Annotated in this window: 24 protein-coding genes and 1 pseudogene; 14 read left to right on the top strand and 11 right to left on the bottom strand. The window is 65.4% G+C overall.

Features of this window, described 5'->3' with window-relative positions; genetic code table 11:
• Positions 1-13 precede the first annotated feature (13 nt).
• Both purD and VK792_RS13285 read left to right on the top strand, forming a co-directional pair.
• Positions 14-1,285 carry a phosphoribosylamine--glycine ligase gene (gene purD / locus VK792_RS13290; RefSeq protein ID WP_326297998.1) on the top strand — a complete coding sequence of 424 codons (1,272 nt, stop codon included), beginning with the start codon at positions 14-16 and terminating at the stop codon, positions 1,283-1,285.
• Complete coding sequence (locus tag VK792_RS13285) at positions 1,275-1,856, top strand: hypothetical protein (protein ID WP_326297997.1); 582 nt, start codon at positions 1,275-1,277, stop codon at positions 1,854-1,856. Before purD ends, VK792_RS13285 begins: the two co-directional genes overlap by 11 nt.
• A gap of 56 nt (positions 1,857-1,912) precedes the next feature.
• On the opposite strand, the gene VK792_RS13280 is transcribed toward VK792_RS13285, so the two are convergent.
• Together VK792_RS13280 and VK792_RS13275 are read right to left on the bottom strand one after the other, a co-directional pair.
• The gene (locus VK792_RS13280) at positions 1,913-2,590 is read right to left on the bottom strand and encodes an FG-GAP repeat domain-containing protein (protein WP_326297996.1); all 678 of its coding nucleotides are present in this window, start codon (positions 2,588-2,590) and stop codon (positions 1,913-1,915) included.
• 68 nt (positions 2,591-2,658) lie between these two features.
• A complete protein-coding gene (locus VK792_RS13275; protein WP_326297995.1) occupies positions 2,659-2,982 on the bottom strand; it encodes a 2Fe-2S iron-sulfur cluster-binding protein in 324 nt (107 codons plus the stop codon).
• A 258-nt stretch (positions 2,983-3,240) separates the two neighbouring features.
• On the opposite strand from VK792_RS13275, the gene VK792_RS13270 reads away from it, so the two are divergent.
• Positions 3,241-3,750 carry a peptidoglycan-binding domain-containing protein gene (locus tag VK792_RS13270; RefSeq protein ID WP_326297994.1) on the top strand — a complete coding sequence of 170 codons (510 nt, stop codon included), beginning with the start codon at positions 3,241-3,243 and terminating at the stop codon, positions 3,748-3,750.
• Between the two features lie 202 nt (positions 3,751-3,952).
• Positions 3,953-5,155 (top strand): hypothetical protein, encoded by a 1,203-nt coding sequence (locus VK792_RS13265; RefSeq protein ID WP_326297993.1) that lies wholly within the window; start codon positions 3,953-3,955, stop codon positions 5,153-5,155.
• A gap of 70 nt (positions 5,156-5,225) precedes the next feature.
• On the opposite strand, the gene VK792_RS13260 is transcribed toward VK792_RS13265, so the two are convergent.
• Positions 5,226-6,626 (bottom strand): DegQ family serine endoprotease, encoded by a 1,401-nt coding sequence (locus tag VK792_RS13260; protein ID WP_326298065.1) that lies wholly within the window; start codon positions 6,624-6,626, stop codon positions 5,226-5,228.
• 293 nt (positions 6,627-6,919) lie between these two features.
• Positions 6,920-9,919, bottom strand: a complete 3,000-nt coding sequence (locus VK792_RS13255) for a hypothetical protein (RefSeq protein ID WP_326297992.1) — start codon at positions 9,917-9,919, stop codon at positions 6,920-6,922.
• A 137-nt stretch (positions 9,920-10,056) separates the two neighbouring features.
• Between VK792_RS13255 and VK792_RS13250 the strand changes: the two genes are divergently transcribed.
• A complete protein-coding gene (locus VK792_RS13250; protein ID WP_326297991.1) occupies positions 10,057-10,740 on the top strand; it encodes a thiamine diphosphokinase in 684 nt (227 codons plus the stop codon).
• Here the strand turns inward: VK792_RS13250 and VK792_RS13245 are convergent.
• From VK792_RS13245 to VK792_RS13230, 4 genes and pseudogenes are all read right to left on the bottom strand, one after another.
• Positions 10,664-11,605 (bottom strand): DMT family transporter, encoded by a 942-nt coding sequence (locus VK792_RS13245; RefSeq protein ID WP_326297990.1) that lies wholly within the window; start codon positions 11,603-11,605, stop codon positions 10,664-10,666. The two genes, VK792_RS13250 and VK792_RS13245, sit on opposite strands and share 77 nt — an antisense overlap.
• 94 nt (positions 11,606-11,699) lie before the next feature.
• Entirely contained in the window at positions 11,700-12,626 is a 927-nt protein-coding gene (locus VK792_RS13240) for a DMT family transporter (protein ID WP_326297989.1), read from the bottom strand.
• A 90-nt stretch (positions 12,627-12,716) separates the two neighbouring features.
• Positions 12,717-14,090, bottom strand: coding sequence for an L-serine ammonia-lyase (locus VK792_RS13235; RefSeq protein ID WP_326298063.1), 1,374 nt, complete (start codon positions 14,088-14,090; stop codon positions 12,717-12,719).
• A gap of 618 nt (positions 14,091-14,708) precedes the next feature.
• Positions 14,709-14,879 (bottom strand): annotated as a pseudogene (locus VK792_RS13230) (glutathione S-transferase N-terminal domain-containing protein); the annotation flags it as partial.
• A 146-nt stretch (positions 14,880-15,025) separates the two neighbouring features.
• Between VK792_RS13230 and VK792_RS13225 the strand changes: the two are divergent.
• The 6 genes from VK792_RS13225 (at position 15,026) to VK792_RS13200 (ending at position 20,343) form a co-directional block, all read left to right on the top strand.
• A complete protein-coding gene (locus tag VK792_RS13225; protein ID WP_326297988.1) occupies positions 15,026-15,445 on the top strand; it encodes a hypothetical protein in 420 nt (139 codons plus the stop codon).
• A gap of 79 nt (positions 15,446-15,524) precedes the next feature.
• A complete protein-coding gene (gene rpiA / locus VK792_RS13220; RefSeq protein WP_326297987.1) occupies positions 15,525-16,313 on the top strand; it encodes a ribose-5-phosphate isomerase RpiA in 789 nt (262 codons plus the stop codon).
• A gap of 257 nt (positions 16,314-16,570) precedes the next feature.
• Entirely contained in the window at positions 16,571-18,031 is a 1,461-nt protein-coding gene (locus tag VK792_RS13215; protein ID WP_326297986.1) for an FAD-dependent oxidoreductase, read from the top strand.
• 77 nt (positions 18,032-18,108) lie between these two features.
• Positions 18,109-19,260, top strand: a complete 1,152-nt coding sequence (gene hflK, locus VK792_RS13210) for an FtsH protease activity modulator HflK (RefSeq protein ID WP_326297985.1) — start codon at positions 18,109-18,111, stop codon at positions 19,258-19,260.
• Position 19,261: 1 nt separating this feature from the next.
• Entirely contained in the window at positions 19,262-20,155 is an 894-nt protein-coding gene (gene hflC / locus VK792_RS13205) for a protease modulator HflC (protein ID WP_326297984.1), read from the top strand.
• Positions 20,152-20,343: a DUF2065 domain-containing protein gene (locus VK792_RS13200; protein WP_326297983.1), complete on the top strand. Its 192-nt coding sequence runs from the start codon at positions 20,152-20,154 to the stop codon at positions 20,341-20,343. The genes hflC and VK792_RS13200 overlap by 4 nt, the downstream gene beginning before the upstream one ends.
• A 157-nt stretch (positions 20,344-20,500) precedes the next feature.
• Here VK792_RS13200 and VK792_RS13195 read toward each other — a convergent pair whose 3' ends face one another.
• Positions 20,501-20,725 (bottom strand): DUF2842 domain-containing protein, encoded by a 225-nt coding sequence (locus VK792_RS13195; RefSeq protein ID WP_326297982.1) that lies wholly within the window; start codon positions 20,723-20,725, stop codon positions 20,501-20,503.
• Positions 20,725-22,020, bottom strand: coding sequence for an adenylosuccinate synthase (locus VK792_RS13190; protein ID WP_326297981.1), 1,296 nt, complete (start codon positions 22,018-22,020; stop codon positions 20,725-20,727). Before VK792_RS13190 ends, VK792_RS13195 begins: the two co-directional genes overlap by 1 nt.
• Positions 22,021-22,168: 148 nt before the next feature.
• On the opposite strand from VK792_RS13190, the gene VK792_RS13185 reads away from it, so the two are divergent.
• The 3 genes from VK792_RS13185 (at position 22,169) to pyrG (ending at position 24,883) form a co-directional block, all read left to right on the top strand.
• Positions 22,169-22,564, top strand: coding sequence for a DUF6524 family protein (locus VK792_RS13185; protein ID WP_326297980.1), 396 nt, complete (start codon positions 22,169-22,171; stop codon positions 22,562-22,564).
• A 152-nt stretch (positions 22,565-22,716) separates the two neighbouring features.
• On the top strand, positions 22,717-23,079 hold the full coding sequence (secG, locus tag VK792_RS13180) for a preprotein translocase subunit SecG (protein WP_326297979.1): 363 nt from the start codon (positions 22,717-22,719) through the stop codon (positions 23,077-23,079).
• Between the two features lie 160 nt (positions 23,080-23,239).
• Positions 23,240-24,883, top strand: coding sequence for a CTP synthase (pyrG, locus tag VK792_RS13175; protein WP_326297978.1), 1,644 nt, complete (start codon positions 23,240-23,242; stop codon positions 24,881-24,883).
• Between the two features lie 88 nt (positions 24,884-24,971).
• Here the strand turns inward: pyrG and VK792_RS13170 are convergent, their stop codons facing one another.
• Positions 24,972-25,424: a hypothetical protein gene (locus VK792_RS13170; RefSeq protein WP_326297977.1), complete on the bottom strand. Its 453-nt coding sequence runs from the start codon at positions 25,422-25,424 to the stop codon at positions 24,972-24,974.
• Positions 25,425-25,540 lie beyond the last annotated feature (116 nt).

Below are 25,540 nucleotides of genomic sequence, written 5' to 3'. Positions count from 1 at the left end.
AGGACGAACGCCCATGAATATCCTCATCCTCGGCAGCGGCGGGCGCGAACACAGCCTGGCATGGGCAGTGATGCAGAACCCAAAATGCGACAAGCTGATCGTCGCACCGGGCAATGCCGGGATCGCGCAGATCGCCGAATGTGCCAGCCTTGATATCAACGATGGCGGCGCAGTGGCCGAATTCGCCAGCGAAAACGCCATCGACTTCGTCATCGTCGGGCCTGAGGCACCCTTGGCCGCCGGCGTGTCCGACCGGCTGCGCGAAGCCGCGCTGCTGGTCTTTGGCCCCTCCGCCGCCGCCGCTCATCTGGAAGCCTCCAAAAGTTTCACCAAGGATATCTGCGACGCGGCCAAGGCCCCCACCGCCGCCTATGGCCATTTCACCGAGGCAGAGGCCGCCAAGGCCCATGTCCGCACCCAGGGCGCACCCATCGTGGTCAAGGCCGACGGGCTGGCCGCCGGCAAGGGCGTGATCATCGCCCAAACGGTCGCAGAGGCCGAGGCCGCCATCGACGACATGTTCGGCGGCAGTTTCGGCGCCGCAGGGGCCGAGGTGGTGATCGAGGAATTCATGCAGGGCGAAGAGGCCAGTTTCTTCGTGCTTGTCGATGGCGACGTCTGCCTGCCGATCGGCACCGCACAGGATCACAAGCGCGTCGGCGAAGGCGACAGCGGTCCCAACACCGGCGGCATGGGCGCGTATTCCCCTGCTCCGGTCCTGACCGACGCCATCGCCGAAAAGGCGCTGACCGAAATCGTCCGTCCGACCATGGCGGAAATGGTGCGGCGCGGGATGCCCTACCAGGGTGTGCTGTATGCGGGGTTGATGATCGAAGATGGCCAGCCCCGGCTGGTGGAATACAACGTCCGCTTCGGCGACCCGGAATGCCAGGTGCTGATGCTGCGGCTGGGCGCGCAGGCGCTGGACCTGATGCTGGCCTGCGCCGAAGGGCGGCTGGCCGAGGCGCAGGTGAACTGGGCCGACGATCACGCCATGACCGTGGTGCTGGCCGCAAACGGCTATCCCGGCGACTATGTCAAGAACAGCGTCATCGGCGGCCTTGATGGGCTGCCCGAGGACAGTTTCCACATGATGTTCCACGCCGGAACCTCGGAAAGGGACGGCGCCGTCATCGCCACCGGCGGCCGGGTGCTGAACGCCACCGGGCGCGGCGCGACCCTGGCAGAAGCGCGCGACCGCGCCTATGCGCTGGTTGATGCGGTGGACTGGCCCGAAGGCTTCTGCCGCCGCGACATCGGTTGGCGCGCGCTTGATGCGGGCTGAAAGCTTCAGCTTCCGCCCTGCGCCCTTGCGCGCGCAGGTGACCTACCGGCTGGAACCGGGGCTCTTGCACGGGCCGCATGGCACGCTGGAACTGTCCAACGTGACCCGGGCTGCGCTGGTTGATCACGTGATCAGGGGCCAGCGGATGCGGCGGCTCGACCTTTACACCGGCAAGCGCGTCGTGCACATCGGGCTGAACCGGGATGCCAGCCTGCCGGTGACCGACAGCGACCGCGCCGCCCACCATGCGCTGTGCCGTGCGCTGGCGACGCACCTGGCGGAAAACACGCCAGACCTGCCCGTGGCCATCGGCGAAACCGGCGGCGCCCGCTGGGCGATGTTCGCGATCGGGGCGTCTTCGCTTTTGTTCAGCCTCGGCATCCTGATCGCCGCCGCGGTCAGCGGCATCTCAGGCGACCGGATGGCCGCCGCCGCGCTGCCGATGCTGATGCTGGCGGGGCTTGGCGTGCTGCTGATCCAGGGCAATGCCCCCTGGAAGAAACAGCCGACCCTTCCCGCGACCCTTTTGCCGGCGATGATCGACGCGCTGGATCCGCCCACCAACGACTGACCCGGCGCGATGCCGCGGGCCCCGTTGCCGGGTGCGATCCCGCCCGGGACGACTTGTCAGCGGCAGTCCAGCGCGGCGCGCAGGCTGTCAGGCCCGGCATAGGCACCGATCTCGCGGCTGGCAAAACGCCCCGCGCCAAATCCCGTCGCCATCACCCGGCGCCAATCGCCGTCGGCGGTGATCATCTCGGGGCCCTGGCCGCAATCGCGGATCCCGCCCGCGATGAAGTCCCAGCCGATCTGGTGATTGGTCAGGCCCGGCAGGCTGGCCACCTCCGCCAGCGCACCGGCCCGGTAGCGCCAGATGCGCAGGGTCTTGGCCAGATGCGGCCGGTCCACAAAAGCGATCTCGACCGCGCCATCGCCGTCCAGGTCTGCCGCCCCGATCGGTGCCAGCCAGCGATAGGCCCGGCCAATGAACGGCGTTGCCGCCAACATCCCGCCAGATCCATAAACCGCCAGCCGCGCGCCCAGGCGGTTGTCGCTTTCCACAACGATCACCTCGGGCGCACCGTCGCTGTCGAGATCGACCAACCGGGGGGCAATGTCTTCGAAAACGCGTGTCTCGGGCAGCACCAGCCGAACGGTCCTGCCGTCGGCCAGGCGCATCTCAAGCGCGCCCCACTCGACCGCGTCGCCCAGCACGCCATGGGCATAGCGCGTGGTCGGCGCGCCATAGCGCGCGTCGGCGATGGCCTGCGCAACCGCCACGTTGCCCGCAGTCCACAGGCACATCGCCAGTCCCGCGACGCGGGCAAGGCGATGCCACGGGCGGGCGGGCCGTCGCGGCGCGCCCCCGGGCATCAGATCTGCTTTTCGGGCATCTGCACGATCAAGCCGTCCAGCGCGTCAGTCACCTTGATCTGGCAGGTCAGGCGCGAGCGTGCCGCATCGGGCTCAAAGGCGAAGTCCAGCATGTCCTCTTCCATGTCGTCCTTCGCAGGCAGCTTTTCCACCCAGTCCGGATGCACGTAGACGTGGCAGGTCGAACAGGCACAGGCGCCGCCGCAATCGGCATCGATGCCAGGGATGTTGTTGTCGCGCGCGCCTTCCATCACGGTCAGGCCGTTGGCCACGTCGACCACATGTTCGGTGCCGTTATGTTCGATATAGGTGATTTTCGCCATTCCACCGCTCCAGAATTTTGTTCCGTCCCTACCTAGTGCCACTGCACGGCACCTGCCAGCCCCTTTTGCGTGAAATTCCGTCCGTGTCGTGGTGTTGTCTGTTTTGCGGGCGCAACGATGCGTGGCAAAGCGTGGCCTGCGCGCCGCGCCAGCCCCATGGACATCCGCCGGCGACCGTCGGAATGCTTTCCTCGGTACGCCAAAACCGCTAGGGTGCGCGGCAACAACAAGTGCAACAGACAGGCACGTGCAGTCGACATGAAAATCCTGCCTCCCCTTGCCGCGCTGCTGGCTGTGGCGGCCTGCATGGAAACGCCCGCGACCGGGGATGCCGCGTCGCGCAACACCCCCGTGGCCGCGCCGCAAAAGGACTCCTCCGGCACCTGCTGGGCAGTGGAAACCACCCCTGCCGAATATGAACAGGTCATGGGCCAGGTGCAGGTGGTGCCGGCGCAGGTCGACAAGTGGGGCAACGTGCTGCAACCGCCGATCTATCGCAACGGGCCGGTGCCGAAGCTGGTCAAACCTCGCGGCGAGTACCGGTTCGAGTCCCCCTGCCCGTCCACCATGACGCCGGAATTCCTGTCGTCGCTACAACGCGCGCTCTTTGCCCGTGGCTATTACAAAAGCGCGATCACCGGAACGATGGACAATGCAACGCGCGACGCCCTTGGCCGGTTCCAGCGCGAACGCGGCCTGAAAAGCGCGCAACTTTCGATGGACACCGCCCGTGAACTGGGGCTGGTCGCGGTGAACCGGGGCGAGTGACGGCGGAAAGGATCGGCCGATGGGGGCTCTGCCCCCACCTCCTCAAGGTATTTGAAAAGCAAAAGATGCAGACGGGGGATCGTCTGCGCTGACGCCTCATGCTGCGCGGCGGCGACGTGGCATTGCCATTTTGGTGCCTGAAAAACTCCGCAGACACCTGCAAGACATCAGGTTCGGGTTTCGTCTTGCAAGGAGTCTCTCCATGGCCGCCACGCTTTCCATTGCCGCTGACCGTCCGCTGCGGATCGCCATTGCCGGGATCGGGGCGCTGGGGGCCGGGCTGGCGCGACAGGCGCGTGAGACCGACGGGCTGCGTCTGGTGCTGATGGCCGACAGCCGCCGCGCCAGGGCCGAGAACGGGGCCGAGGCTGCGGGCCTGCCCACCCGGCTGACCGACAGTTGCGCCGAGGTGCACCGCGCCATCTGCTGCGGACAGGTCGCGCTTTGCCAGGACCTGCACCTGGCAGCCGCCTGTGAAGCGGCGGATGTGCTCGTCCTTGCCGATCTGCCCCCGGCAGAGGCCGCGATCCTGGCCGAAGCCGCGCTTGTGGCTGGCACCCATGTGGTGATGACGGACCCGTCCGCAGACCTGGCCTATGGCGCCTGGTTGCTGGATATCGCCCGCGCGGGCGACCTGGGCTATGCGCTTCAAGACGGCGGCGCGGCGGGCGCGCTTTGGGCGCTGAACCGCCGTTTGGCGGGCCATGGGCTCGTTCCGCAAGTGGCCGGGATCCTGCGCGCCGACCCGCCGCAACACCGTGAAAAATCCGTTCTTGGCTGTCTGTCCAACGCGCTTGGCGGCATCGCCCGGCGCGACCCGCTGGACCTCGACTCTGTTGATGAGCTGCTGCACCTGCCGCAAACGGACGCAGACGATGCGCTGGGCTTGCTCACCGCCACCCATCCGGACGCCGCACCCGCCGTTTTTGTACGGGCCCTGGCGCCGGATGGTACAACCTGCCCCGGGCTGACCCCGGACGCGCAACGCGACCGACATCAGCTTTACCATGTTCCGGTCCCGGCCGGGGCGGCGGCGATCCTGGACACTGCGCGCGCCCTGCCGGCTGCCGCCCCGGGCACGATGCTGGCGCCGTGGTTTGGCAGCCGCAGCGCCTTGGTGGCCTTTGCCGCACGCGATCTTGTGGCTGGTGAACGGCTGGACGGTGTGCAGGGCAAGGCCGCCTTCGGCTGCACCGAAACCCTGGACGGCCAAACCGAATATGCCATGGACGAAGGTCTGCCCCTGGTATTGTGCGACGGGCTGACGCTGAAACGGCCGATGGCCGCCGGACAGCGTATTCGTCTGGCCGATTGCATCTATTCCGAACGCGACCCGCGGTTCGCCCTGTGGCGCAAGGCGCGGCACTGTCCGGCGGTCTGCGGTACCGCGCTGGCGGCGGAATAGGCCATGTAAACGCCCCATGAAAAAGGGGCGCCTGCGCGGCGCCCCTTTTGCATTTCCGGTTTGTCGGCCGTCAGTCCTGTCCGATGGTCAGCGCGACGAAGCGCGGATCGGTGCCACGGCGCACCAGCAGCAGGATGGATTTCCGCCCGGCCTCTTCCGCTTCGGTGAGGCGGTCCTGAAGATCGCTCAGCGCACGCACCGGGCTTTGCCCGGCCTCGGTGATCACGTCGCCTTTGCGCAGCCCTTTCTCAAAGGCTTCGGCAGCTTCCGACACCTCGATCACGGCCAGGCCCTCGATCCCGTCGCCAAGATTCAGCTCTTCGCGCAGCGTGTCCGTCAGCGGGCTCAACGTCATGCCCAGCAGGTCCATTTGCTGCGGTGCTTCGGGGCCGGCGGGGGCGGCGGTGTCGCCGGCATCGGTAGTTTCAGCCTCTTCGCGGCGTCCCAGCGTCACCTTCAGTGTCTTGCTTTCGCCGTTGCGGTTGACGACGATGCGCACGGTCTTGCCAACCGGCGCGTTGCCGACCTGGCGCACCAGCCCGCGGGTGTCATCCACCGCGCGACCGTCGAAATCCAGGATCACGTCGCCGGCCTCAATCCCGCCATCCTTGGCCGGGCCATCGGGCACGTCGGACACCAGCGCCCCGCGCGGTTCTTCCAGGCCCAGCGCCTCGGCCACGTCGGGCGTCACGTCCTGAATGCGCACGCCCAGCCAGCCACGACGGGTTTCACCGAATTCCTTGAGCTGGTCGACCACCTTGGTCACCACATTCGATGCCATCGAGAACCCGATCCCGATCGAGCCGCCATTGGGCGAAAGGATCGCGGTGTTCACGCCGATCACCTGACCATCCATGTTGAACAGCGGCCCGCCGGAGTTGCCCCGGTTGATTGCCGCGTCTGTCTGAATGTAGTCGTCATAAGTGCCCGACAACGCCCGGTTGCGGGCCGAAACGATCCCCGCGCTGACAGAGAACCCCTGCCCCAGCGGGTTGCCCATTGCCATCACCCAATCGCCGACGCGCGCGGTGTCGCTGTCGCCAAAACCCACGAACGGCAGCGGGCCGTCGGCCTCGACCTTCAGAAGCGCGATGTCGGTCTTCGGGTCGGTGCCGACCACGGTTGCCGACAGCGTCCGGCCGGAAAAGAACTCGATCTCGATCTCGTCCGCGCCTTCGATCACGTGGTTGTTGGTGACGATGAACCCGTCTTCCGAAATCACAAAACCAGAGCCCAGGGCCGAAGACCGGCGCGGACGATTGCCTTCGCCGTTACGGTCTTGAAATTCGCGGAAAAAGTCCTCGAACGGGCTGCCCTCCGGCACGATCCCCTGTGGCCCCGTACGCCCCGCGACCGTGGTCGAGGTGGTGATGTTCACCACCGAGGGGCTGATGCTTTCCGCCAGGTCTGCAAAGCTTTCGGGCGCGCCACGGGCGTGTGCCATCACCGACAGCGACAGGATTATCACCATGGAAAGCGCCGACAGCCAGAAGAAGCGGAAGGTCGCGGTCCGGTCCTGGGTCAGGGCGAGGGTCTGGTGTTTCAAATCGAACTCCTTCGTGAATGCAGCCAGCGCACAGCTTTTGCGCGCACCGGCAAGCCTACTGTGGCAAAGATAGGCGCGTTCCCGCAACACGAAAGAGACAAAGCGCAAAATCACCCGGTCGTGAACACGGCATCCCCCCAAACGCCGGATCAGGACGGCAAAACGGCCCCCAATCGGGGGCCGTCGCCAAACGTGTTCAAGGGGGGATCGATCAGCGATCAGCCCGCGGCGCGGTCACCGGGACGAAAGCCGATATCCTCGCTGGCGGTGAACCGGCCACCGCGGGTTTTCTGGATTTTGCCTTCACGCAGAAGCTGGCCAAAGCTGCGCAGCCGGTCCTCGCGGCTGGATTCGCTGGCCTCGGCCTGACGCACCTTGCTCATCAGTTGCGGGCGCGAAAACTGGTCACGGCCTTCGACAAAGCTCATGTAGGCGGCGGCGGCCTCCAGCAGTTGCGGCAACTCGCTGGCCCCGACGCTTTCGGCAAATTCCGCAAACCCGCCGTCCGCCTGGATGTCATCCTCGGCCTGTTCGGGCAAGCCGCCGGCCGGGCGGCGCGGACGTACCGCAACCTTGCGCGGTGCCGGGGCCTCATCTGCCTCTTCGGCGTCGATACGCTGTTCGGCAACCAGTTTCAGCGGGGCCGGACGCTCCTGGCCCGTGTCCGGGCGGGTCGGACGCGCGGTCTTGCCCCCGGCCTGCGGCCGACGCGGACGCACGGCATCCTGAAGGTCCTCCTGGTAGGCGGCCTTCACGCCTTCCTCGTCGCGGCGGCGGCCCAGGATACGATCGGCGCGGGTCGCTGCAACGGCGGCGCGCAGATGCTCAATGGCGCTGCGGCGGCGGTTGCCTTCGGGTTCACGCAGTTCGCTGTCGGTCTGATCCAGCAAGCGCGAGACAGAGGTGTCGCCGTCCTCGACCTTGCCCTCGGTCAGCATGACGCGGGCCGGGCTGGTCATCTTTACCGTCTTGCGCACGCTTTCACGGGCCAGTCGGTCGATGGTGGCTTCCATCTCGTCCTTTTCGCGGCTGGAAACGTCCTCGGCATCACGGGCAGCCTGTTCCGCCTTGATGCGTGCCTCGGCCTCGGCCCATTTGCGGTCTTCTTCGGCGTCTTCCTCGTCGTAGTCGTCCCAGTCGTCCGCCTCGTCCTCGGCGGCAGGTGCCGCGGGGCGTGCCGGGGCGGCGGTAACGTCGTCCAGGTCGTCGTCTTCATCGTCCCAGTCGTCGGCCAGATCGTCCTCGTCGTCCCAGCCTTCCCCCTCGGCGACGTCGTCAAGGTCGTCTTCGTCGTCCCAATCGTCCGCGTCGTCGTCGTCCTCGTCGACCGCAGCGGTCGGGCGGGTCGGGCGCACCGGCGCGGGGGCGGCGGCGACGTCGTCCAGGTCGTCGTCCTCGTCGCCCCAGTCGTCAAGGTCGTCGGTTTCGTCCCAGTCGTCCTCCTCGGCAGAGGCGGCCTCTTGCAGGTCGTCTTCCTCGTCCCAGTCCTCGGCCTCTGCCGCGTCAAGGTCGTCCCAGTCGTCCTCGTCATCTTCCGCAGACGCGGCCTCGGTCAGGTCCTCGTCGTCCCAATCGTCTTCGTCCTCGTCGTCCCACGCCTCTTCGGCGGTTTCCGGCAGGTCGTCTTCGTCTGTGTCCTCGTCCAGGTCCCCAGCTTCCTCTGCGGCGATTTCCGCCTCAAGCTCTGCCAGTTCGCGGGCCAGGTCGTCTTCGTCCTCGTCCGACAGGGTCGAGGTTTCGGCCAATGGCACGCGCGGGCGGACAGCTTCGGCGGGGGCTTCATCGTCTTCAGCCGCGTCCACGATCTCTTCCAGGTCCCCACGGGCGACCGCGGCGTCAAAGTCGGCGCGCTTGATCTTGGCGACACGGGCCTGCACCGCTGCGCGAACCGGTTCGACCGCGGCGGGGGCAGCGGCGGCGGCCATGGCAGCGGCAACGCCCAGGCTCAACCCGTCGTCGTCATCGTCTGCCTCGGCTACCGCGTCGGTGTCCGCTTCTTCGTCATCGAACAGCAAGTCTTCGTCGTCCCAGTCGTCCTCCTCGGCCACGTCCTCATCCAGGATCGCGGCCATCGCGGCAACGGCAGCGTCGACTTCGCCCTTGGGCGTGTCGTCGTCCGCGGCGACAAGATCGTCTTCTTCGGCTTCGGCAACATCGTCGCCGTCGTCGTCGAACAGCATATCGTCCACGTCGTCCGTGTCGTCGTCCATCTCGTCGGACACTGCCGCCAGAAGCGCGTCGATCGAGTTTTCGTCGCCTTCGTCTTCCTCGGCAAAGAGGTTCTCCTCTTCCGCGACGGCGTCATCGGCTTCAGTCTCTGCCTCTGCCTGTTCGGACAACAGCGCGCTGACATTGGCGATGTCGAGATCGTCGTCGATGCCGTCGTCCAGCGTTTCGGCATGTTCGTCTTCACTGAAATCGGCGACGACTTCCTTCGGCGCATCATGCTGCGAAACCACCGCGCGGATGCGCTGAAGCTTGGCAGCAACGCTTTCGCTGCTCAGCGACGCGACCGCCGGGATGACCGGGGCCTCGGCCGCATCGGGCGCGGCATCCATGTCGTCGTCGTCAGCGTCGTCTGTCATCTCTGGCGCATCGGATTCGATGGCATCCTCTGCGGCCATCAAGGCCGAAATACCGGCAAGATCGACCGCGTCGGCGGCATCGGTGTCGTCGGCCTCGGCTTCGGTCGTCACGTCTTCGGCGGTGTCGGCAACAGCCACGTCCGCTTCGGCGGTCGTCTCAGTCACCTGCGCCTCTGCCTCTGCCTCTGCGGCCTCGACCGCGGCGACAGGCGCATCGTTGTCCTGCGTGTCCGGATCCGTGGCAGCCAGACCGGCAACGGCGGCCGCGGCAACGGCAGCCGCCGGGGCAACCGGCGCGGCATCCGGAGACTTGGCCGTTTCCGGTTCAGCCGGAGCGGCAGCGGCGGGTTGGGCAACGGGGGCAACGTCCTGCGCGGCGAGCGATGGGCGCAGGACGATGCTTCCCTTTTCAAGGCGGGCTTCGACGCGGCGCTCGACTTCGCGTTCGGCGATCCGGGCCAGCATCTCGGCATCAGGGGTGGGCGGTTCGGCACCGAAATACCGATCGTCCGCAGCGAGATCGCGGAAATACTCCGCAATCGCCTTCATCATCGTGAAGCTGTCGTCGAACCCTTCCAGCGTGCACGAAAACGTCCCATAAGAGACGGTAAGGACCTTGCTCGAGTTCACCATCGCTGCCTACCTTTCACTACCTTGCGGTATGGCATCTAGCACGTTTACCAAGACCAAAGCTGCCCGAATCTATGCCCCGCAGGGTATCATTTTGGGACCTCTTTGTGATCTGTTTCGCCAAATAAGGCCAAATTGCCATGACCGATGCTATTGTTTCCACTGATACACCAGTTTTTCTGGTCGGTGGCGGAACTGTCGACAAACAGGCCTTTCTAAGCGGATTGGCGCTTTGTCAAACGCTGGTGGCGGCCGATGGCGGGGCCGATACGGTGCTGGAATTCGATCACATGCCCGACGCGGTGATCGGCGACATGGATTCCCTGTCGCTGGCTGCGCGCCGGATGATCCCGGATCACCGCATTCACCAGATCGCCGAACAGGACAGCACCGATTTCGAAAAATGCCTTGCCACCATCGACGCGCCGCTGATCCTGGGCGTCGGCTTTCTGGGCGCGCGCGCCGATCACATGCTGGCGGCCATGAACGCCCTGACCTGCCAGACCGCCAAGCGCTGCGTGCTGATCGGGGCCGAAGACGTGATCTTTGCCGCCCCGCCCGAATTGGCGCTTGATCTTCCGGATGGCTGCCGGGTGTCGCTGTTCCCAATGACGCAGGTCACCGGGCGGTCTGCCGGTTTGCACTGGCCGATTGACGGGATCACCTTTTCGCCTTGCGGCCGGGTCGGGACGTCGAACCGGGCCACCGGGCCGGTTCAACTGACCTTCGACATGCCCGGCATGGCGATCATTCTGCCGCGGGCGCGGCTGGAGCAGGCTTTGCAAGGTTTGGCGCAAGCGCCCGGCTGGCCGCCCGTTCCCTGATCAGGATATACAGCCCCGCCGACACGGTAATCAGGATACCGACAACGGCAAGCCCGTCGGGGAGGTCGGCAAAAACCAGCCAGCCAAACAGCGTGGCAAAGGGGATTTCCAGGTATTGCATCGGCGCCAGCGTGGCCGATGGCGCAAAGCGCAGCGACCACGTCATCAGCAGATGCCCCAGTGTGCCCAGCGTCCCGAGCACCAGCAAAAGCCCCCATGTCGGCATATCCACGCCAACCCATTTCCCCCCCGGCAACAGCCCCGCGGGCAGCACCAGGATCAGCGGGATCAGCACCACCATCGCCATGCCGCCGCTGACCGCCTGAAGCGCGATCGGATCGGTGTCCCGGGCAATCTGCCGGGTCAACAGCATGAACACGGCAAAGTTCAGTGCCACCCCCAACGGCAACAGCGCCGGCCAGCCAACATCGGCAAAGGCCGGCTGCACGATCAGCAGCGTCCCGGCAAAGCCCACGGCGCAAGCCGAAAGTCGCCGCATCCCGACCTCTTCGCCCAGCACGTAATGGCCCAGAAGCAGCATGATGAACGGCAGCACAAAGGCGATGGCCACCGCGTCGGCCAACGGCAGATAGATCAGTGCCGTGACCATCATCCCGATCCCCAGGATGTGCAGGATCGTCCGCACAAAGGCCAGGACCGCCACCCGCCGCGACATCCGCCAATCCCGGCCCGTGCGCCCCATGAACGGCAGAAGGATCAGAAACTGCACCCCGAAGCGCACCAGCAAAAGCTGCGCGATCGGAACATGCGGGCCCAGAATCTTTGCCACGGCGTCGGCCAACGGGGCCACCGCGCAAAACCCAAGCATCAAAAGGATCCCAAGAACGGGCCTGTCCTGTTCCATGCCCAAATGCTAATCGACTGGTCAGGCAAAGTGCAACGGCATCCGTCGTGTCAATCTGCACGGAAATTGACGCCGACGCGCGTCACACGCCATATCACGGGGCCGGATTGGGCGGTGGCGGCGGCGTCCTGCCCAGCGTGCGCTCACGCGCGATCACGTACATCCCGGACCCGACGATGATGGCGATCCCCAGCCAGGTCAGCATCTGCGGAAACTCTCCGAAGGCGACATATCCAATCGCGGTGGCCCCCACGATTTCCAGGTACTGCAGCGGTGCCAGTGTGGCGGCAGGGGCAAACCGCAGCGCATAGCTGATGAACAGGTGGGAAATCGTGGCGATCACCCCAACCCCCAAAAGCGTCCAGACCGCGACCCCCTGCGGCCAGACCGGATCAAGCAACGCGACCCCGCTGCCATCGAACACCCACAGCACCGGACCGATCGTCAGCGTCGCCGCCAACGCTGTATGGGTCTGCAAGGTCACCGGGTGCATCCGCCGCGACATCGTCCGGGTCAGCAGCATGTAGGCGGTGAAAAACGCTGCCGTCCCCAGCGGGAAAAACGCCGCCAGGCCCAAGGCATCGAAGCTGGGCCGGATCACCAGCAGCGCCCCGCCAAAGCCCACAAGGCAGGCGATGACCCGACGCGGGCCGATGGATTCGCCCAGAAACAGTCCGCCCGCCAACGTCACGAAGAACGGCGCGACGAAGAAGATTGCAATCGCGTTGGCAATCGGCATCGCCCGAAGCGAAGCGACGAAGAATGCCGTGGCCGCCAGCAACGCCCCGCCCCGCGCCAGGTGCAGCAGCGCCTCGTGCCGGGTTGGCCGGGTCAGAATGCCCATGCCCAGCGCCAGCGGCGCCAACAGCAGCGACTGGATCCCGAACCGCGCCAACAGCACTTGCGCCACCGGGATCTCGGCCGGGGTGGCCTTGGCAAAGGCATCCATGAGCGGGGCCACGATGGCAAAAGCCACCATGAACCCCACGCCCAACATGGTGCGGTCAGTGGATTGGGTCATCGGGGACAATCCAATGTGGTTCGCCGCAACTGTGCGCATTGATTCCGCGCTGTCCAGACGGGAAACGCGACAGCCCCGACCGCCTGGCCGTCAGCAATTGGGCACGTTCACCGCCAGTCCGCCCAGCGAGGTTTCCTTGTAATGCTCGTGCATGTCGCGTCCGGTCTGGCGCATGGTCTCGATTGCGGCGTCCAGCGGCACGAAATGCGTGCCGTCACCGCGCAGCGCCAGCGATGCCGCCGACACCGCCTTGATCGCGCCCAGACCGTTGCGTTCGATGCAAGGCACCTGCACCAGCCCCTTCACCGGGTCGCAGGTCATGCCCAGGTGATGCTCCAGCGCGATTTCGGCAGCGTTTTCAACCTGCTCGGGCGTGCCCCCCATCACCGCTGCCAGCCCCGCCGCCGCCATGGCCGCCGCGCTGCCGACCTCGGCCTGGCACCCGGCCTCGGCGCCCGAGATCGAGGCGTTGAACTTCACCAGCCCGCCAATCGCGGCCGCCGTCAGCAGGAATTCCGGGATCTTCGTGCTGCTGGCCCCCGGCACATGGTCCAGCCAATAGCGGATCACCGCCGGAACCACCCCCGCCGCCCCGTTGGTCGGCGCGGTCACCACCTGCCCGCCGGCGGCGTTTTCCTCGTTCACCGCCATGGCATAGACGCTCATCCAGTCGTTGATCGTGTGCGGCGCGGTCAGGTTCATGCCCCGTTCGGCCAGCAGCGCCTGGTGAATGCCATGCGCCCGGCGCTTGACCTTCAGCCCGCCGGGCAGGATGCCGTCGGTGGCCAGCCCGCGCTCGATACAATCGTTCATCACCTGCCAGATCCGCGCCACACCGCGGTCAAGACTGTCGGCACACCCGCGCGAAATCTCGTTGGCGCGCTTCATCTCGGCGATCGACTTGCCCGAGATCTGCGCCATCTCCAGCATCTCGGCGGCCGATTTGAACGGGTACGGCACCGGCGCGCCGTCATCGGTATCCTTGCCCGCCGCCAGTTCCGCTTCGGTCATGACAAAGCCGCCGCCGATGGAATAATAGGTTTCCTGCAAGATCACGTCGCCCTGGGCATCGGTGGCCGACAGGATCATCCCGTTGGCATGGCCGGCCAGCGCCGGCCCGAAATCAAAGGCCAGATCGGCTTTCGGATCGAACTTCAGCGGCGGCAGCCCCGCGGGCTCCAGCATCCCGGTGTCGCGATTAGCCGCAAGCGCCGCCTCTGCGGCTGCATGATCATAGGTTTCGGGCACGAACCCGGCCAGTCCAAGGATCGTCGCCCGGTCCGTCGCATGCCCCACGCCGGTAAAGGCCAGCGACCCATGCAACGACGCCTTCAGGCCGTGAAAGCCAAAGGACGAGTCCCGCATCCGGTCAAGGAACCGCGCCGCCGCCACCATCGGCCCCATCGTGTGGCTTGACGACGGCCCGACCCCGACCTTGAACATATCGAACACCGACAGAAACATCGCGCGCCTTTCCCTTGCAACCTGTCCCAACAGGTAACAGCGCCCCGGCCCGGTGAACCACCGAAAACGACATCTGGATGCATGTTTCGGGCAAGCTGGTTCAGGTCGCGCTGCCCTCGGGCGGGGTGGCATAGTCCGGCGCTGTAAGGGATGCGCCCCCAGCCCCTCGGCCCGCTGCGCCGCGGCCACCGCCGGCCGCTGTTCCAACCGCGTCACCATCGCCCGCAAGACCGGGTAGTCCGCCAGGTCGAACCAGCCCGTTTGCCCCACCGGGTACAACGCGCACCATCGCAGCAGGCACGCCACGTAATGGTCCAGCACGCTCAGCTCGTCTGCCCTGTCCAGCTCCAGCAGCGCCAGCGCGCCCGGCAGACGCATGTCCACCGGGTGCGGGCTTTGAAGCGTCGTCACCAGCGTTGCCTGCGCCGCGGGATCGTGGCCCACGTATTTGCCGGGATAAAATGTCATCCGCAGCATCGGGTGCAGCGTGTTCGCCACAAAGAACAGCCGCCGCAGGAACGCGGCCCGCCCGGGGCTGTCGGGCGCGGGGGCCAGCCGCCCATGGGTGTCCGCCAGCCACATCAGGATCGCGCCGGTCTCGAACAGCGGCCCGTCGGGCGTTTCCAGAACCGGGATCAGCCCGGCGGGATTCAGTGCGCGATACCCCGCGCTTTCCTGTTCCCGCGCGGCGCGGTTCACCAGCACGGTTTCATAGGACACGCCCAGTTCTTCCAGAACCAGCCGGACGATCAGCGACGCGTTGTCGGGGGCATAGTGCAAACGGTACATGCCCCGGTTTTACCCGAACCCGCCGCCACGCAATGCCCCATATGCGACATTCCCGCACCACCCCGGACATCGGGCAGATCCGCAGTTGATGCGCACCAACGTCACGCCTAGGTTGATCGGCAGACACGGAAAAGAGGAAACGCCCGTTGCTCAAACGCGCCCTGATCGCTGCCATCCTGTCTGCCGGCCCCGCCGCCGCACAGGATGCTCTGTTCCAGACCCCCGTAACAGACCGTTTCACGACCGGCGAATTTGTCTGGAACAGCCAGATGGGCAAGATGGATTTCGCCTGGGCGGTGATCCCTCGCGACGGCAAGATGGCGGTCTGCGGCGTCTATTCCAGCGACAGCAACATTCGCCACCTGCAAAACCTGGAAGCCCTGAACAAGGGCTGGGTCAAGCTCGGCGGCAAGAAAGTCGTGCGCGGGTTGCAGTTCTTTACCTTTGCCGGCTTCAACAAGCCGGTGGTCGCCAAGGGGGTCATGGCCACCTGCAAGCTGACCAAGGTACCTGCCACCAACGCGACCTTCCAGCTGGGCTGGGATCCGATCCGCGTCCGGGTTTGACATCGGACATGGGATTGCCCCTCGCCCAAAGCGTGATTTATGCCTATAACAGTGCGTGAACAAACGGAGTTGCCCCAGAATGACAATAGAGCTCTCGCCCATCGACCGTGCGAAATTCGTGGCTGCCCGCCGGGCAGCGGACTTTGTCGAGGACGGGATGCGTGTGGGGCTTGGGACCGGATCCACGGCGGCCTGGCTGGTGCGCTGCCTGGGCGAAATGGTCCGCGACCACGGGCTGCGGATCAAGGGCGTGCCGACCTCGGCCCGCACCGCGGAACTCGCCCGCGACATGGGCATCAACGTGATCTCGCTCGACGAGGCGCGCTGGCTTGACCTCACCATCGACGGCGCCGATGAATTCGACGATGAACTGAACCTGATCAAGGGCGGCGGCGGCGCGCTCCTGCAGGAAAAGATCGTGGCCACCGCCTCCGACCAGATGATCGTGATCGCGGACGCCGCGAAAGAGGTCGAACATCTCGGCGCCTTCCCCCTCCCCTGCGAGGTCATCCCCTTCGGCTGGCGCACCACCCAGGCCCTGATCGAGGAAACCCTGGTCGCGATGGACGTGATGGGCCGCGCCTCCAGCCTGCGGATGAACGGCGACAAGCCCTATATCACCGACGAGGGCAACTACATCGTCGACCTGCACCTCAACCGCATCGGCAACGCCCGCCAGCTGGCGATGGTGCTGAACCAGATGCCCGGCGTGGTGGAAAACGGGCTCTTCATCGACATCTGCGACGTGGTGGTGATCGGCCATTCCGACGGCCGGGTCGAACTGCGCGACATCAACGAAGGCACCGCGACCGAGGAAAAGATCGACTTCGCCGAAACCGACAACCTGTTCAGCGACCTCGGCGACTAGACCCCGCTGCGACATCTTTGGTTTGCCAAATACCTCGGGGGACTGTCGCCGCAGGCGGCAGGGGGGCAGCGCCCCCGACGCCGATTTTTCGCAGAAAAATCGGCCCCCCGCCCGATGCGCCCGCACCGGGCTTACCCTGCGCGGGCCGCAGGCCCGCACCGCTCGATAAACTCCCGGCGATGCCCGCACCCGGCTCTGGCCATCGCCCGCGCGTTGTGGAATACCTCTGACCGCACAGCGTCAGGAAGGCACGGAAGATGAGCGCATTCGACTACGATCTCTTTGTCATCGGCGGCGGTTCCGGCGGGGTTCGCGCCGCGCGGGTGGCGGCCAGCGAAACCGGCGCCCGCGTCGCGCTTGCCGAGGAAAGCCGCTATGGCGGCACCTGCGTCATTCGCGGCTGCGTGCCCAAGAAACTGATGGTCTTCGCCTCGACCTATGCCGGGCTCGACGCCGAGGCGCAGGCCTATGGCTGGGACATGACCCGTGGCGGCTTCGACTGGACCGCCTTTTCCGGCAAGCTCAACACCGAACTCGACCGGCTCGAATCCGTCTACCGCAGCCTGCTGAAAAATGCCGGCGTCACCACCTTCGACGCCCGCGCCACGGTCAAGGACGCCCACACCGTCACGCTGTCCACCGGTGAAGACATCACCGCCAAGCACATCCTCGTGGCCACCGGCGGCCGCCCGGTGCGCCCCGACCTGCCCAACGCGCATCTCGGCATCGTCTCCGACGACCTCTTCCAGCTCAAGTCCCTGCCGAAATCCATCCTGATCGTCGGCGGCGGCTACATCGCCTGCGAATTCGCCTGTATCCTCAACGGGCTGGGAGTCGAGGTGACGCAGTTCTACCGCGGCGCGCAGGTTCTGCGCGGCTTCGACGAAGAGGCCCGCGGCCTGATCGCCGACAGCATGCGCGAAAACGGCATCGACCTGCATTGCGGCACCAATATCCTCGACATGGCCCCCGCGACCGAGGAACACCTGGGCTCCGGCACGCTGGCCGAAGGCGACGTGGCCCTGGGCCACCCGGCCGGAGAGCTGTCTCCGGCCGCGCCGTCCGATGCCCCGCGCGGCCCGCTCTGGGTGAAATCCACCACCGGGCATGAAAAGGTGTTCGACCTCGTGCTCTTCGCCACCGGTCGCGCGCCCAACACCACCGGTTTGGGGCTGGAAGCGGCGGGCGTGGAACTGGCCCGCGGCGGCGCGGTCAAGGTCGATGCCTACAGCCAGACCGCCGTGCCCTCGATCTATGCCATCGGCGACGCCACCGACCGGGTCAACCTGACCCCGGTGGCGATCCGTGAAGGCATGGCCTTCGTCGAAACCGTGTTCAAGGGCAACCCGACCCCGGTCGATCACGACCTGATCCCCTCGGCCGTGTTCACCCAGCCGGAATTCGGCACCGTCGGCCTGTCCGAGGAAGCCGCCCGCGAGCAGGAAGAGATCGAGGTCTACGCCACCAGCTTCCGCCCGATGCAGACCAGTTTCGCCGGAAAACCCGACCGGGTGATGATGAAACTCGTGGTGTCCCGGGCGACGCGCAAGGTGCTGGGCTGTCACATCGTCGCGCCCGGCGCGGGCGAAATGATCCAGCTTGCCGGCATCGCGATCAAGATGGGCGCGACCAAGGAAGACTTCGACCGCACCGTGGCCGTGCACCCGACCATGTCGGAAGAGATGGTCACGATGCGGAACCCGGTGCGCAGCGCTTGAAATCCGGGCGAAAGCACACAGGTTAGGGGCAGCTTCCTAACACATCGCAAGATCAAGGTATCAAGGAAAGGTTTTCAATGGCAGGACACAGCGGCGGGCCCTGGGGTGGCGGCGGCAATAGCGGCGGCAACCGGGGCAATGGCGGCGACAATCGGGGCAACAACGGCGGTGGCCGTGGTCCCGGTGGCGAACCGCCCCAGATCCCCGAAATCGACGAGTTGGTGAAGAAGGGGCAGGAAAAGCTGCGCGTTCTCATGGGCGGCCAGGGTGGCGGCCAGGGCGGCACCGGCGGCGGCGGCAGCCGTGGCGGTGGCGGTCCGGCCTTCACCAAGGGCACCATCGGGCTGGCGGCGCTTGGCGCGGTCGTGCTCTGGGGCTTTGCCAGCTTCTACACCGTGAAGCCGGAAGAACAGTCGGTGGAACTGTTTCTCGGCGCCTATTCCCAGACCGGCAACCCGGGTCTGAACTTCGCCCCCTGGCCGCTGGTCACCGCAGAGGTGATCCCGGTCACCCGCGAACAGACCGAGGATATCGGCGTTGGCGGGCGCGGCAGCGAAGCCGGGCTGATGCTGACCGGCGATGAAAACATCGTCGATATTGATTTCCAGGTGGTGTGGAACATCAACGACCCGGCGAAATTCCTGTTCAACCTGCGCGAACCGCAGCAAAGCATCCGTGCCGTCAGTGAATCGGCGATGCGCGAAATCATCGCGCAATCCGACCTGGCCCCGATCCTCAACCGCGACCGTGGCGTCATCGCCAGCCGGTTGCAGGACCTGATCCAGTCAACGCTCGACAGCTACGATTCCGGGGTGAACATCGTCCGCGTGAACTTTGACAAGGCCGACCCGCCGGAACAGGTGATCGACGCCTTCCGCGAAGTGCAGGCCGCCGAACAGCAGCGCGACCGGCTGGAAAAAGAGGCCGACGCCTACGCCAACAAGGTGCTGGCCGCCGCCCGCGGTGAAGCCGCCCAGACGCTGGAAGAGGCCGAGGCCTACCGCGCCCAGGTGGTGAACGAGGCCGAGGGTGAGGCCAGCCGCTTCACCGCCGTCCTGGAAGAATACAAGAAGGCCCCCGAAGTGACGCGCCAGCGTCTTTATCTCGAGACGATGGAACAGGTTCTGGGCCGCGTCGACAAGATCATCATCGACGATCAGGCCGGCGGCCAGGGGGTTGTGCCCTACCTGCCGCTGAACGAACTGCGCCGCAGCACCGGGGGGAACTGAGATGAAAAAGACAACCTTTCTTCTGCCCATCGTGGTCATCGTCCTGGCCGCGGCGCTGTCCTCGGTCTTTATTGTGGACGAACGGCAAAAGGCGATGGTCCTGCAATTTGGCCGCGTCGTGTCGATCAAGGAAGAACCGGGGCTGGCGTTCAAACTGCCGCTGATCCAGGAAGTCGTGCGTTATGACGACCGCATCCTGTCGCGTGACGTCGATCCGCTGGAAGTCACCCCGCTGGATGACCGCCGGCTTGTGGTCGATGCCTTCGCGCGCTACCGGATCACCAGTGTCGAGCAGTTCCGCGAAGCCACCGGTGCCTCGGGCGACCAGGCGATCTCGACCGCAGGCACACGGCTCGATTCGATCCTGCGGGCCAGCACCCGGGAAATCCTCGGCTCGGTGACCTCGGGCGACATCCTCAGTTCCGACCGGGCCGCGCTGATGCAGCGGATCCGCGATGCCGCCTTCCCCGAGGCGCAGAAACTTGGGTTGGAAATCATCGACGTCCGCCTGAAGCGCACCGACCTGCCGCGCCAGAACCTGGACGCGACCTTTGCCCGGATGCGGGCGGAACGCGAACGGGCGGCGGCGGATGAAATCGCCCGCGGGAACGAAGCGGCGCAGCGCGTGCGCGCCCAGGCCGACCGGACCCGGGTTGAAATCACGTCGGACGCCACGCGCCAAAGCGAGATCACCCGAGGCGAGGCCGACGCCCGCCGCAACGCGATCTTCGCGGACGCCTATGGCGCGGACGAGGAATTCTTCCGCTTCTACCGCTCGCTGACCGCGTACCAGAAGGCGCTGCTTTCCGGAAACTCGACCATGGTCATGTCGCCCGACAGCGAATTCTTCGACTATCTCAAGTCGGACCAGGGCGCTTCCCGGGCGGCCGAGTGACGGCACGCGATATCATATCGGGGATCGCAATGGTCCTCGTGGTGGAGGGGCTGGTCTATGCACTGGCCCCTTCGCTTTTGGAACGGATGCTGGCACTGATGTCGGCGCTGCCGGAAAACGTCATCCGGCGGCTGGGGCTTGCGACGCTGGCAACCGGCGTTGCGATCCTGTGGATCGTGCACGGCTGAGCGACGGGAACCGATCGTTGGGACAGGACGCTTTTTCTGCGAAAAAGCGTGAGGGGGCGCTGCCCCCTCTTGGCCTTCGGCCAATTCACCCCCGAGGTATTTGGAAAACCAAAGACACCAGGGGGACGCAAACCTCGGGCGAAGCGCGACCTGCGGGTCAGTCGTCTGTTTCGTCGGGATCGGCCTGGCCAACCCCGCGGAAGATGAACTTGAACGGCAGCGCCCAGAGAAATCCCAACGCCACGTAGACCAGAAATTCGGCCCAGATTGGCGGGCGGTCCAACAGGTTCACCACGGTAACGGCCGCCACGATATAGAGCGGCAGCCCCACCACCAGGATCAGCAGCGACAGCCGCTTGCGGGTCTTGTAGCCGAGCGCCATCAGTCTGCGAACGGGTCGGTGACGAGGATCGTGTCCTCGCGCTCGGGGCTGGTGGACAGCAGCGCTACCGGGCAGTCGATCAGTTCCTCGACCCGGCGGACATACTTGATGGCGTTGGCTGGCAGATCGGCCCAGTTGCGCGCGCCTTCGGTGGAGTCGGACCAGCCGTCGATCTCTTCGTAGATCGGCTGGCAGCGCGCCTGTGCCTCGGCGGCGGTCGGCAGGTAGTCCAGCCGTTCGCCGTCAAGGTCGTAACCGACGCAGATCTTCAGCGTTTCGAACCCGTCCAGCACGTCCAGCTTGGTCAGGCAGATGCCGTTGATGCCCGAGGTGGCGCAGGTCTGGCGCACCAGTGCCGCGTCGAACCAGCCACAGCGGCGCTTGCGCCCGGTGGTGGTGCCGAATTCGTGGCCGCGTGTGCCCAGTCGGTCGCCGTCGGCATCACGCAGTTCGGTCGGGAACGGGCCTTCGCCGACGCGTGTGGTATAGGCCTTGACGATGCCCAGCACATAGTCGATGCCGCCCGGCCCCATGCCAACGCCCGTGGCCGCCTGCCCAGCGATCACATTCGACGAGGTGACAAAGGGATAGGTGCCGAAATCGATGTCGAGCAACGCCCCCTGGGCACCTTCGAACAGAATGCGCTTGCCGGCCTTGCGCTTTTCGTTCAGCACCTTCCAGACCGGTGCGGCAAAGGGCAGGATCTGCGGTGCGATCTCGTGCAGTTGCGCGATCAGCGCGTCGCGGTCGATCGTGTCGATCCCCAGGCCCCGCCGCAGCGGGTTGTGGTGTTGCAGCGCCCGGTCCACGCGGGACACCAGCGTGGCTTCGTCGGCCAGGTCCGCCACGCGCACCGACCGGCGGCCCACCTTGTCCTCATAGGCCGGGCCGATGCCGCGGCCGGTGGTGCCGATCTTGGTGCCCTGCGAGGCGGCCTCTTCGCGGGCGCGGTCCAACTCGCCGTGGATCGGCAGGATCAGCGGGGTGTTTTCCGCGATCATCAGCGTTTCCGGCGTGATTTCGACGCCCTGCGCCCGCACGGTCGCGATTTCCGACACCAGGTGCCAGGGGTCCAGCACCACGCCGTTGCCGATGACCGAGAGCTTGCCACCGCGCACGACGCCCGACGGCAGCGCATGCAGCTTGTAGACCTTGCCGTCGATCACCAGCGTATGACCGGCGTTATGCCCGCCCTGGAAGCGACAGATCACATCCGCGCGCTCGCTCAGCCAGTCGACGATCTTGCCCTTGCCCTCGTCGCCCCACTGGGCGCCGACCACAACCACGTTTGCCATGAGAATTCGGCCCTTTGTCCGGTATCAAACCGGCGCTGGTATAGCGGCGCGCGCGGCCAAGCGAAACCACGAAATTGACGCAAGGCGCTGGACAGCCGCCCGTGCCCTTGCGACAGTCCGCCCAAGCCAAGTCATGAGGAGCCGAGTGATGGGGTTCGTGCTGAGATGGGGATTCGCCTTTCTGCTGCTGGCGGCCACCTACAATCCGACCCAATGGAATTTCGTCCGCTGGGGCATGGCGAACTATGCCGAACAATTGCCGATGACGGTGCTGTTCGGGCTGGTGCTGCTGGTGGGCTATATCATCTACCTGCGCGCCACGCTGAGGTCGATCGGAGCCTTCGGGATGTTGCTGGTGCTGGCGCTGGTCAGCGCACTGCTCTGGGTGCTGTATGACTATGGCCTGCTGGACCTGTCGAACCGCGACCTGACGCTGTGGCTGGGCATCTTCGCGCTGTCGCTGGTGCTTGGCATCGGGCTCAGCTGGAGTCTGGTGCGGCGCAAGCTGTCGGGCCAGGCCGACGTGGACGACGTCGAGGAATAGCGCGTCCGCGCCTTTTGCCGCCGGCAAACCGCCGCGCATCAACGGCCCTTGGCCGGAAAGCCGCGTCCGAGGCGGGATTCAGGCCGGATGTGGGGTTGCAGCACCGCGCGCAAGGCTCTAGATACCGCCCATCCGGAACCAGAGGCCCGCCCATGGAAAACGTCGTCCTTATCGTTCATCTGCTGCTTGCGCTTTCGCTGATCGGCATCGTTCTGATGCAGCGGTCCGAAGGCGGCGCCCTGGGCATCGGCGGCGGCGGTGGCGGGATTTCAAGCCGTCCGGCGATGTCTCCGCTGGCCAAGGTCACCTGGGCGCTGGCGATTGCGTTTATCATCACCTCGATGGCGCTGACGTTCCTGTCGGCCAAGAACGCCGAAGGCACTTCGGTCGTTGACCGCCTGGGCGGCGCACCGGCCCGCCAGGCCGACAGCGCACCGGCCCCCATCGACACCGAAGGTCTGCTGCCGCCGCCGGCCGATGCGCCCGACGCACCGCTGGTTCCGAAAGCCGACTAACATACTACAGCTTGGGGAAAATTGTCGCGGCCGCAACAGCATCTTGCGGTCGTCTGGACAGGCGCGTCCGAATCCCTTATAGGTCAAGTCCCGTGATGCTGTGACGCCTTCTGCGCGTCACCGGGCAGAATATACTGAAATATCACGGGGTTATCGCCACATGGCACGCTTCATCTTTATCACCGGCGGTGTGGTTTCTTCGCTTGGCAAGGGTCTGGCTTCGGCGGCACTGGGCGCCTTGTTGCAGGCGCGCGGCTTTTCGGTCCGGCTGCGCAAGCTCGATCCCTATCTGAACGTCGACCCCGGCACGATGTCGCCGTTTGAACATGGCGAGGTGTTCGTCACCGACGACGGCGCCGAAACCGATCTCGACCTTGGCCACTACGAACGCTTCACCGGCGTCCCTGCGCGCAAGACCGATTCCATTTCGTCGGGCCGCATCTATACCAACGTTCTGGAAAAAGAGCGCCGCGGCGACTACCTTGGCAAGACGATCCAGGTGATCCCGCACGTCACCAATGAAATCAAGGACTTCATCTCGATTGGCGAGGACGAGGTCGATTTCATGCTGTGCGAAATCGGCGGCACCGTCGGCGATATCGAGGGCCTGCCCTTCTTCGAGGCGATCCGCCAGTTCGCCCAGGACAAGCCCAGCGGCCAGTGTATCTTCATGCACCTCACGCTGCTGCCCTACATCAAGGCCTCTGGCGAGTTGAAGACCAAGCCGACGCAGCATTCGGTCAAGGAACTGCGCTCCATCGGCCTTGCCCCGGACATCCTTGTCTGCCGTTCCGAAGGACCGATCCCGCAAAAGGAACGCGAAAAGCTCGCCCTGTTCTGCAACGTCCGCCCAGATGCAGTGATCGCTGCGCAAGACCTGCCGTCGATCTACGACGCTCCGCTGGCCTATCATCGCGAAGGGATGGATCAGGCCGTTCTGGACGCTTTCGGGATCACTCCGGCGCCGAAACCCAACCTGACCAAGTGGGAAGACGTCAGCGACCGCGTCCACAACCCCGAGGGCGAAGTCACCGTCGCCATCGTCGGCAAATACGTTCAGCTGGAAGACGCCTACAAATCCATCGCAGAGGCCCTGACCCACGGCGGCATGGCCAACCGCGTGCGGGTCAAGGTCGAATGGGTCGATGCCGAGATCTTCGAATCCGAAGACGCCGCCCCGCACCTAGAAAAATTCGACGCCATTCTCGTCCCCGGCGGCTTTGGCGAACGCGGCACCGAAGGCAAGATCAAGGCCGCGCAATTCGCCCGCGAACACAAGATCCCCTATCTGGGCATCTGCCTTGGCATGCAGATGGCGGTGATCGAAGCCGCCCGCAACGTCGCCGGCGTGGCCCGCGCCGGGTCCGAGGAATTTGACCACGAAAAAGGCGAAAAGCGTTTCGAACCCGTGGTTTACCACCTCAAGGAATGGGTGCAGGGCAATGAAAAGGTCAACCGCAAGGTCAGCGACGACAAGGGCGGCACCATGCGCCTTGGCGCTTATGACGCGGTGCTGACCGAAGGCTCCAAAGTGGCACAGGTCTATGGGACCACCACCATCGACGAACGTCACCGCCACCGCTACGAAGTCGACATCACCTATCGCGACCAGTTGGAAAAGGCAGGCTTGTGTTTCTCGGGCATGTCGCCCGACGGTCGCCTGCCGGAAATCGTCGAATGGAAGGACCACCCGTGGTTCATCGGCGTCCAGTTCCACCCAGAGCTGAAATCCAAACCCTTCGCCCCCCACCCGCTGTTCCGCGACTTCGTGAAGGCCGCGAAAGAAGTGTCGCGGCTGGTCTGACCCCGCACACCTCTGGCTGCAAACCAAAACGCCTCGGGCTTTGTCCGGGGCGTTGTCGTTTCAGGCTGCCGCCATCCTGGCAGCGAACCTACAGCCCCAGCCACATTCCGATACAGGACCATCCGGTCTGTGTTCCGCAGACCCCCGGCAACACCCGGCCCGCGACCAGATAGACGAAACCGGCAAAGGCAAGGTAATGCGTCAACGCCACGCTGCCCGGCTTCATCATGTTTGCGCGGCGCGACAATGCCCCGTTCAGATCGGGATAGCTGCGGTTCAGGCGTCGGAATTCGGCCGACATGGTGTTGGCAATGTCGTAATGCGCCCGAAGCGCACGGCCATTGATCAGCGTAAACAACCCCACTGCCAGCGTCATCAGCAACGCGAAGATAGGCGAGATGTCTTTTTGATAGAAATTGATGAACCCCATAAGCGGCAGATAGGTCGTCAGGAACATGCCCCAGATAAAGTCGATCTTCTGCCAGACCATGACATAGACACGCAGGTATTCCAGCACGTCGCGATCGGTTTGGTCAGGCATGTTTCCCTCTTGAATGTTCCTTGCTGCTTTGCGCCAGACCCTAGTGGATTGATCGCGACAAACGAGTCCGAATTGGGATTCCCATTTGGTGCTGGCCGTGCGAGTCATGCTGATGC

Origin of the sequence: Mesobacterium hydrothermale (genome assembly GCF_035818635.1) — a bacterium.
GTDB lineage: Bacteria > Pseudomonadota > Alphaproteobacteria > Rhodobacterales > Rhodobacteraceae > Mesobacterium_A > Mesobacterium_A hydrothermale.
This window is presented reverse-complemented; position numbering and strand designations above follow the sequence as displayed.

Excerpts from the sequence above, each read along its gene's own strand:
- VK792_RS13190 (WP_326297981.1), bottom strand. The coding sequence starts at position 22,020 with ATGGCAAACGTGGTTGTGGTCGGCGCCCAGTGGGGCGACGAGGGCAAG.
- VK792_RS13265 (WP_326297993.1), top strand. The coding sequence starts at position 3,953 with ATGGCCGCCACGCTTTCCATTGCCGCTGACCGTCCGCTGCGGATCGCC.
- VK792_RS13235 (WP_326298063.1), bottom strand. The coding sequence starts at position 14,090 with ATGTTTCTGTCGGTGTTCGATATGTTCAAGGTCGGGGTCGGGCCGTCG.
- VK792_RS13185 (WP_326297980.1), top strand. The coding sequence starts at position 22,169 with ATGGGGTTCGTGCTGAGATGGGGATTCGCCTTTCTGCTGCTGGCGGCC.
- pyrG (WP_326297978.1), top strand. The coding sequence starts at position 23,240 with ATGGCACGCTTCATCTTTATCACCGGCGGTGTGGTTTCTTCGCTTGGC.
- VK792_RS13245 (WP_326297990.1), bottom strand. The coding sequence starts at position 11,605 with ATGGAACAGGACAGGCCCGTTCTTGGGATCCTTTTGATGCTTGGGTTT.
- VK792_RS13285 (WP_326297997.1), top strand. The coding sequence starts at position 1,275 with ATGCGGGCTGAAAGCTTCAGCTTCCGCCCTGCGCCCTTGCGCGCGCAG.
- hflC (WP_326297984.1), top strand. The coding sequence starts at position 19,262 with ATGAAAAAGACAACCTTTCTTCTGCCCATCGTGGTCATCGTCCTGGCC.
- VK792_RS13215 (WP_326297986.1), top strand. The coding sequence starts at position 16,571 with ATGAGCGCATTCGACTACGATCTCTTTGTCATCGGCGGCGGTTCCGGC.
- VK792_RS13260 (WP_326298065.1), bottom strand. The coding sequence starts at position 6,626 with ATGGTGATAATCCTGTCGCTGTCGGTGATGGCACACGCCCGTGGCGCG.
- VK792_RS13170 (WP_326297977.1), bottom strand. The coding sequence starts at position 25,424 with ATGCCTGACCAAACCGATCGCGACGTGCTGGAATACCTGCGTGTCTAT.
- VK792_RS13275 (WP_326297995.1), bottom strand. The coding sequence starts at position 2,982 with ATGGCGAAAATCACCTATATCGAACATAACGGCACCGAACATGTGGTC.
- VK792_RS13255 (WP_326297992.1), bottom strand. The coding sequence starts at position 9,919 with ATGGTGAACTCGAGCAAGGTCCTTACCGTCTCTTATGGGACGTTTTCG.
- VK792_RS13195 (WP_326297982.1), bottom strand. The coding sequence starts at position 20,725 with ATGGCGCTCGGCTACAAGACCCGCAAGCGGCTGTCGCTGCTGATCCTG.
- VK792_RS13250 (WP_326297991.1), top strand. The coding sequence starts at position 10,057 with ATGACCGATGCTATTGTTTCCACTGATACACCAGTTTTTCTGGTCGGT.
- secG (WP_326297979.1), top strand. The coding sequence starts at position 22,717 with ATGGAAAACGTCGTCCTTATCGTTCATCTGCTGCTTGCGCTTTCGCTG.
- purD (WP_326297998.1), top strand. The coding sequence starts at position 14 with ATGAATATCCTCATCCTCGGCAGCGGCGGGCGCGAACACAGCCTGGCA.
- VK792_RS13240 (WP_326297989.1), bottom strand. The coding sequence starts at position 12,626 with ATGACCCAATCCACTGACCGCACCATGTTGGGCGTGGGGTTCATGGTG.
- VK792_RS13270 (WP_326297994.1), top strand. The coding sequence starts at position 3,241 with ATGAAAATCCTGCCTCCCCTTGCCGCGCTGCTGGCTGTGGCGGCCTGC.
- rpiA (WP_326297987.1), top strand. The coding sequence starts at position 15,525 with ATGACAATAGAGCTCTCGCCCATCGACCGTGCGAAATTCGTGGCTGCC.
- hflK (WP_326297985.1), top strand. The coding sequence starts at position 18,109 with ATGGCAGGACACAGCGGCGGGCCCTGGGGTGGCGGCGGCAATAGCGGC.
- VK792_RS13280 (WP_326297996.1), bottom strand. The coding sequence starts at position 2,590 with ATGTGCCTGTGGACTGCGGGCAACGTGGCGGTTGCGCAGGCCATCGCC.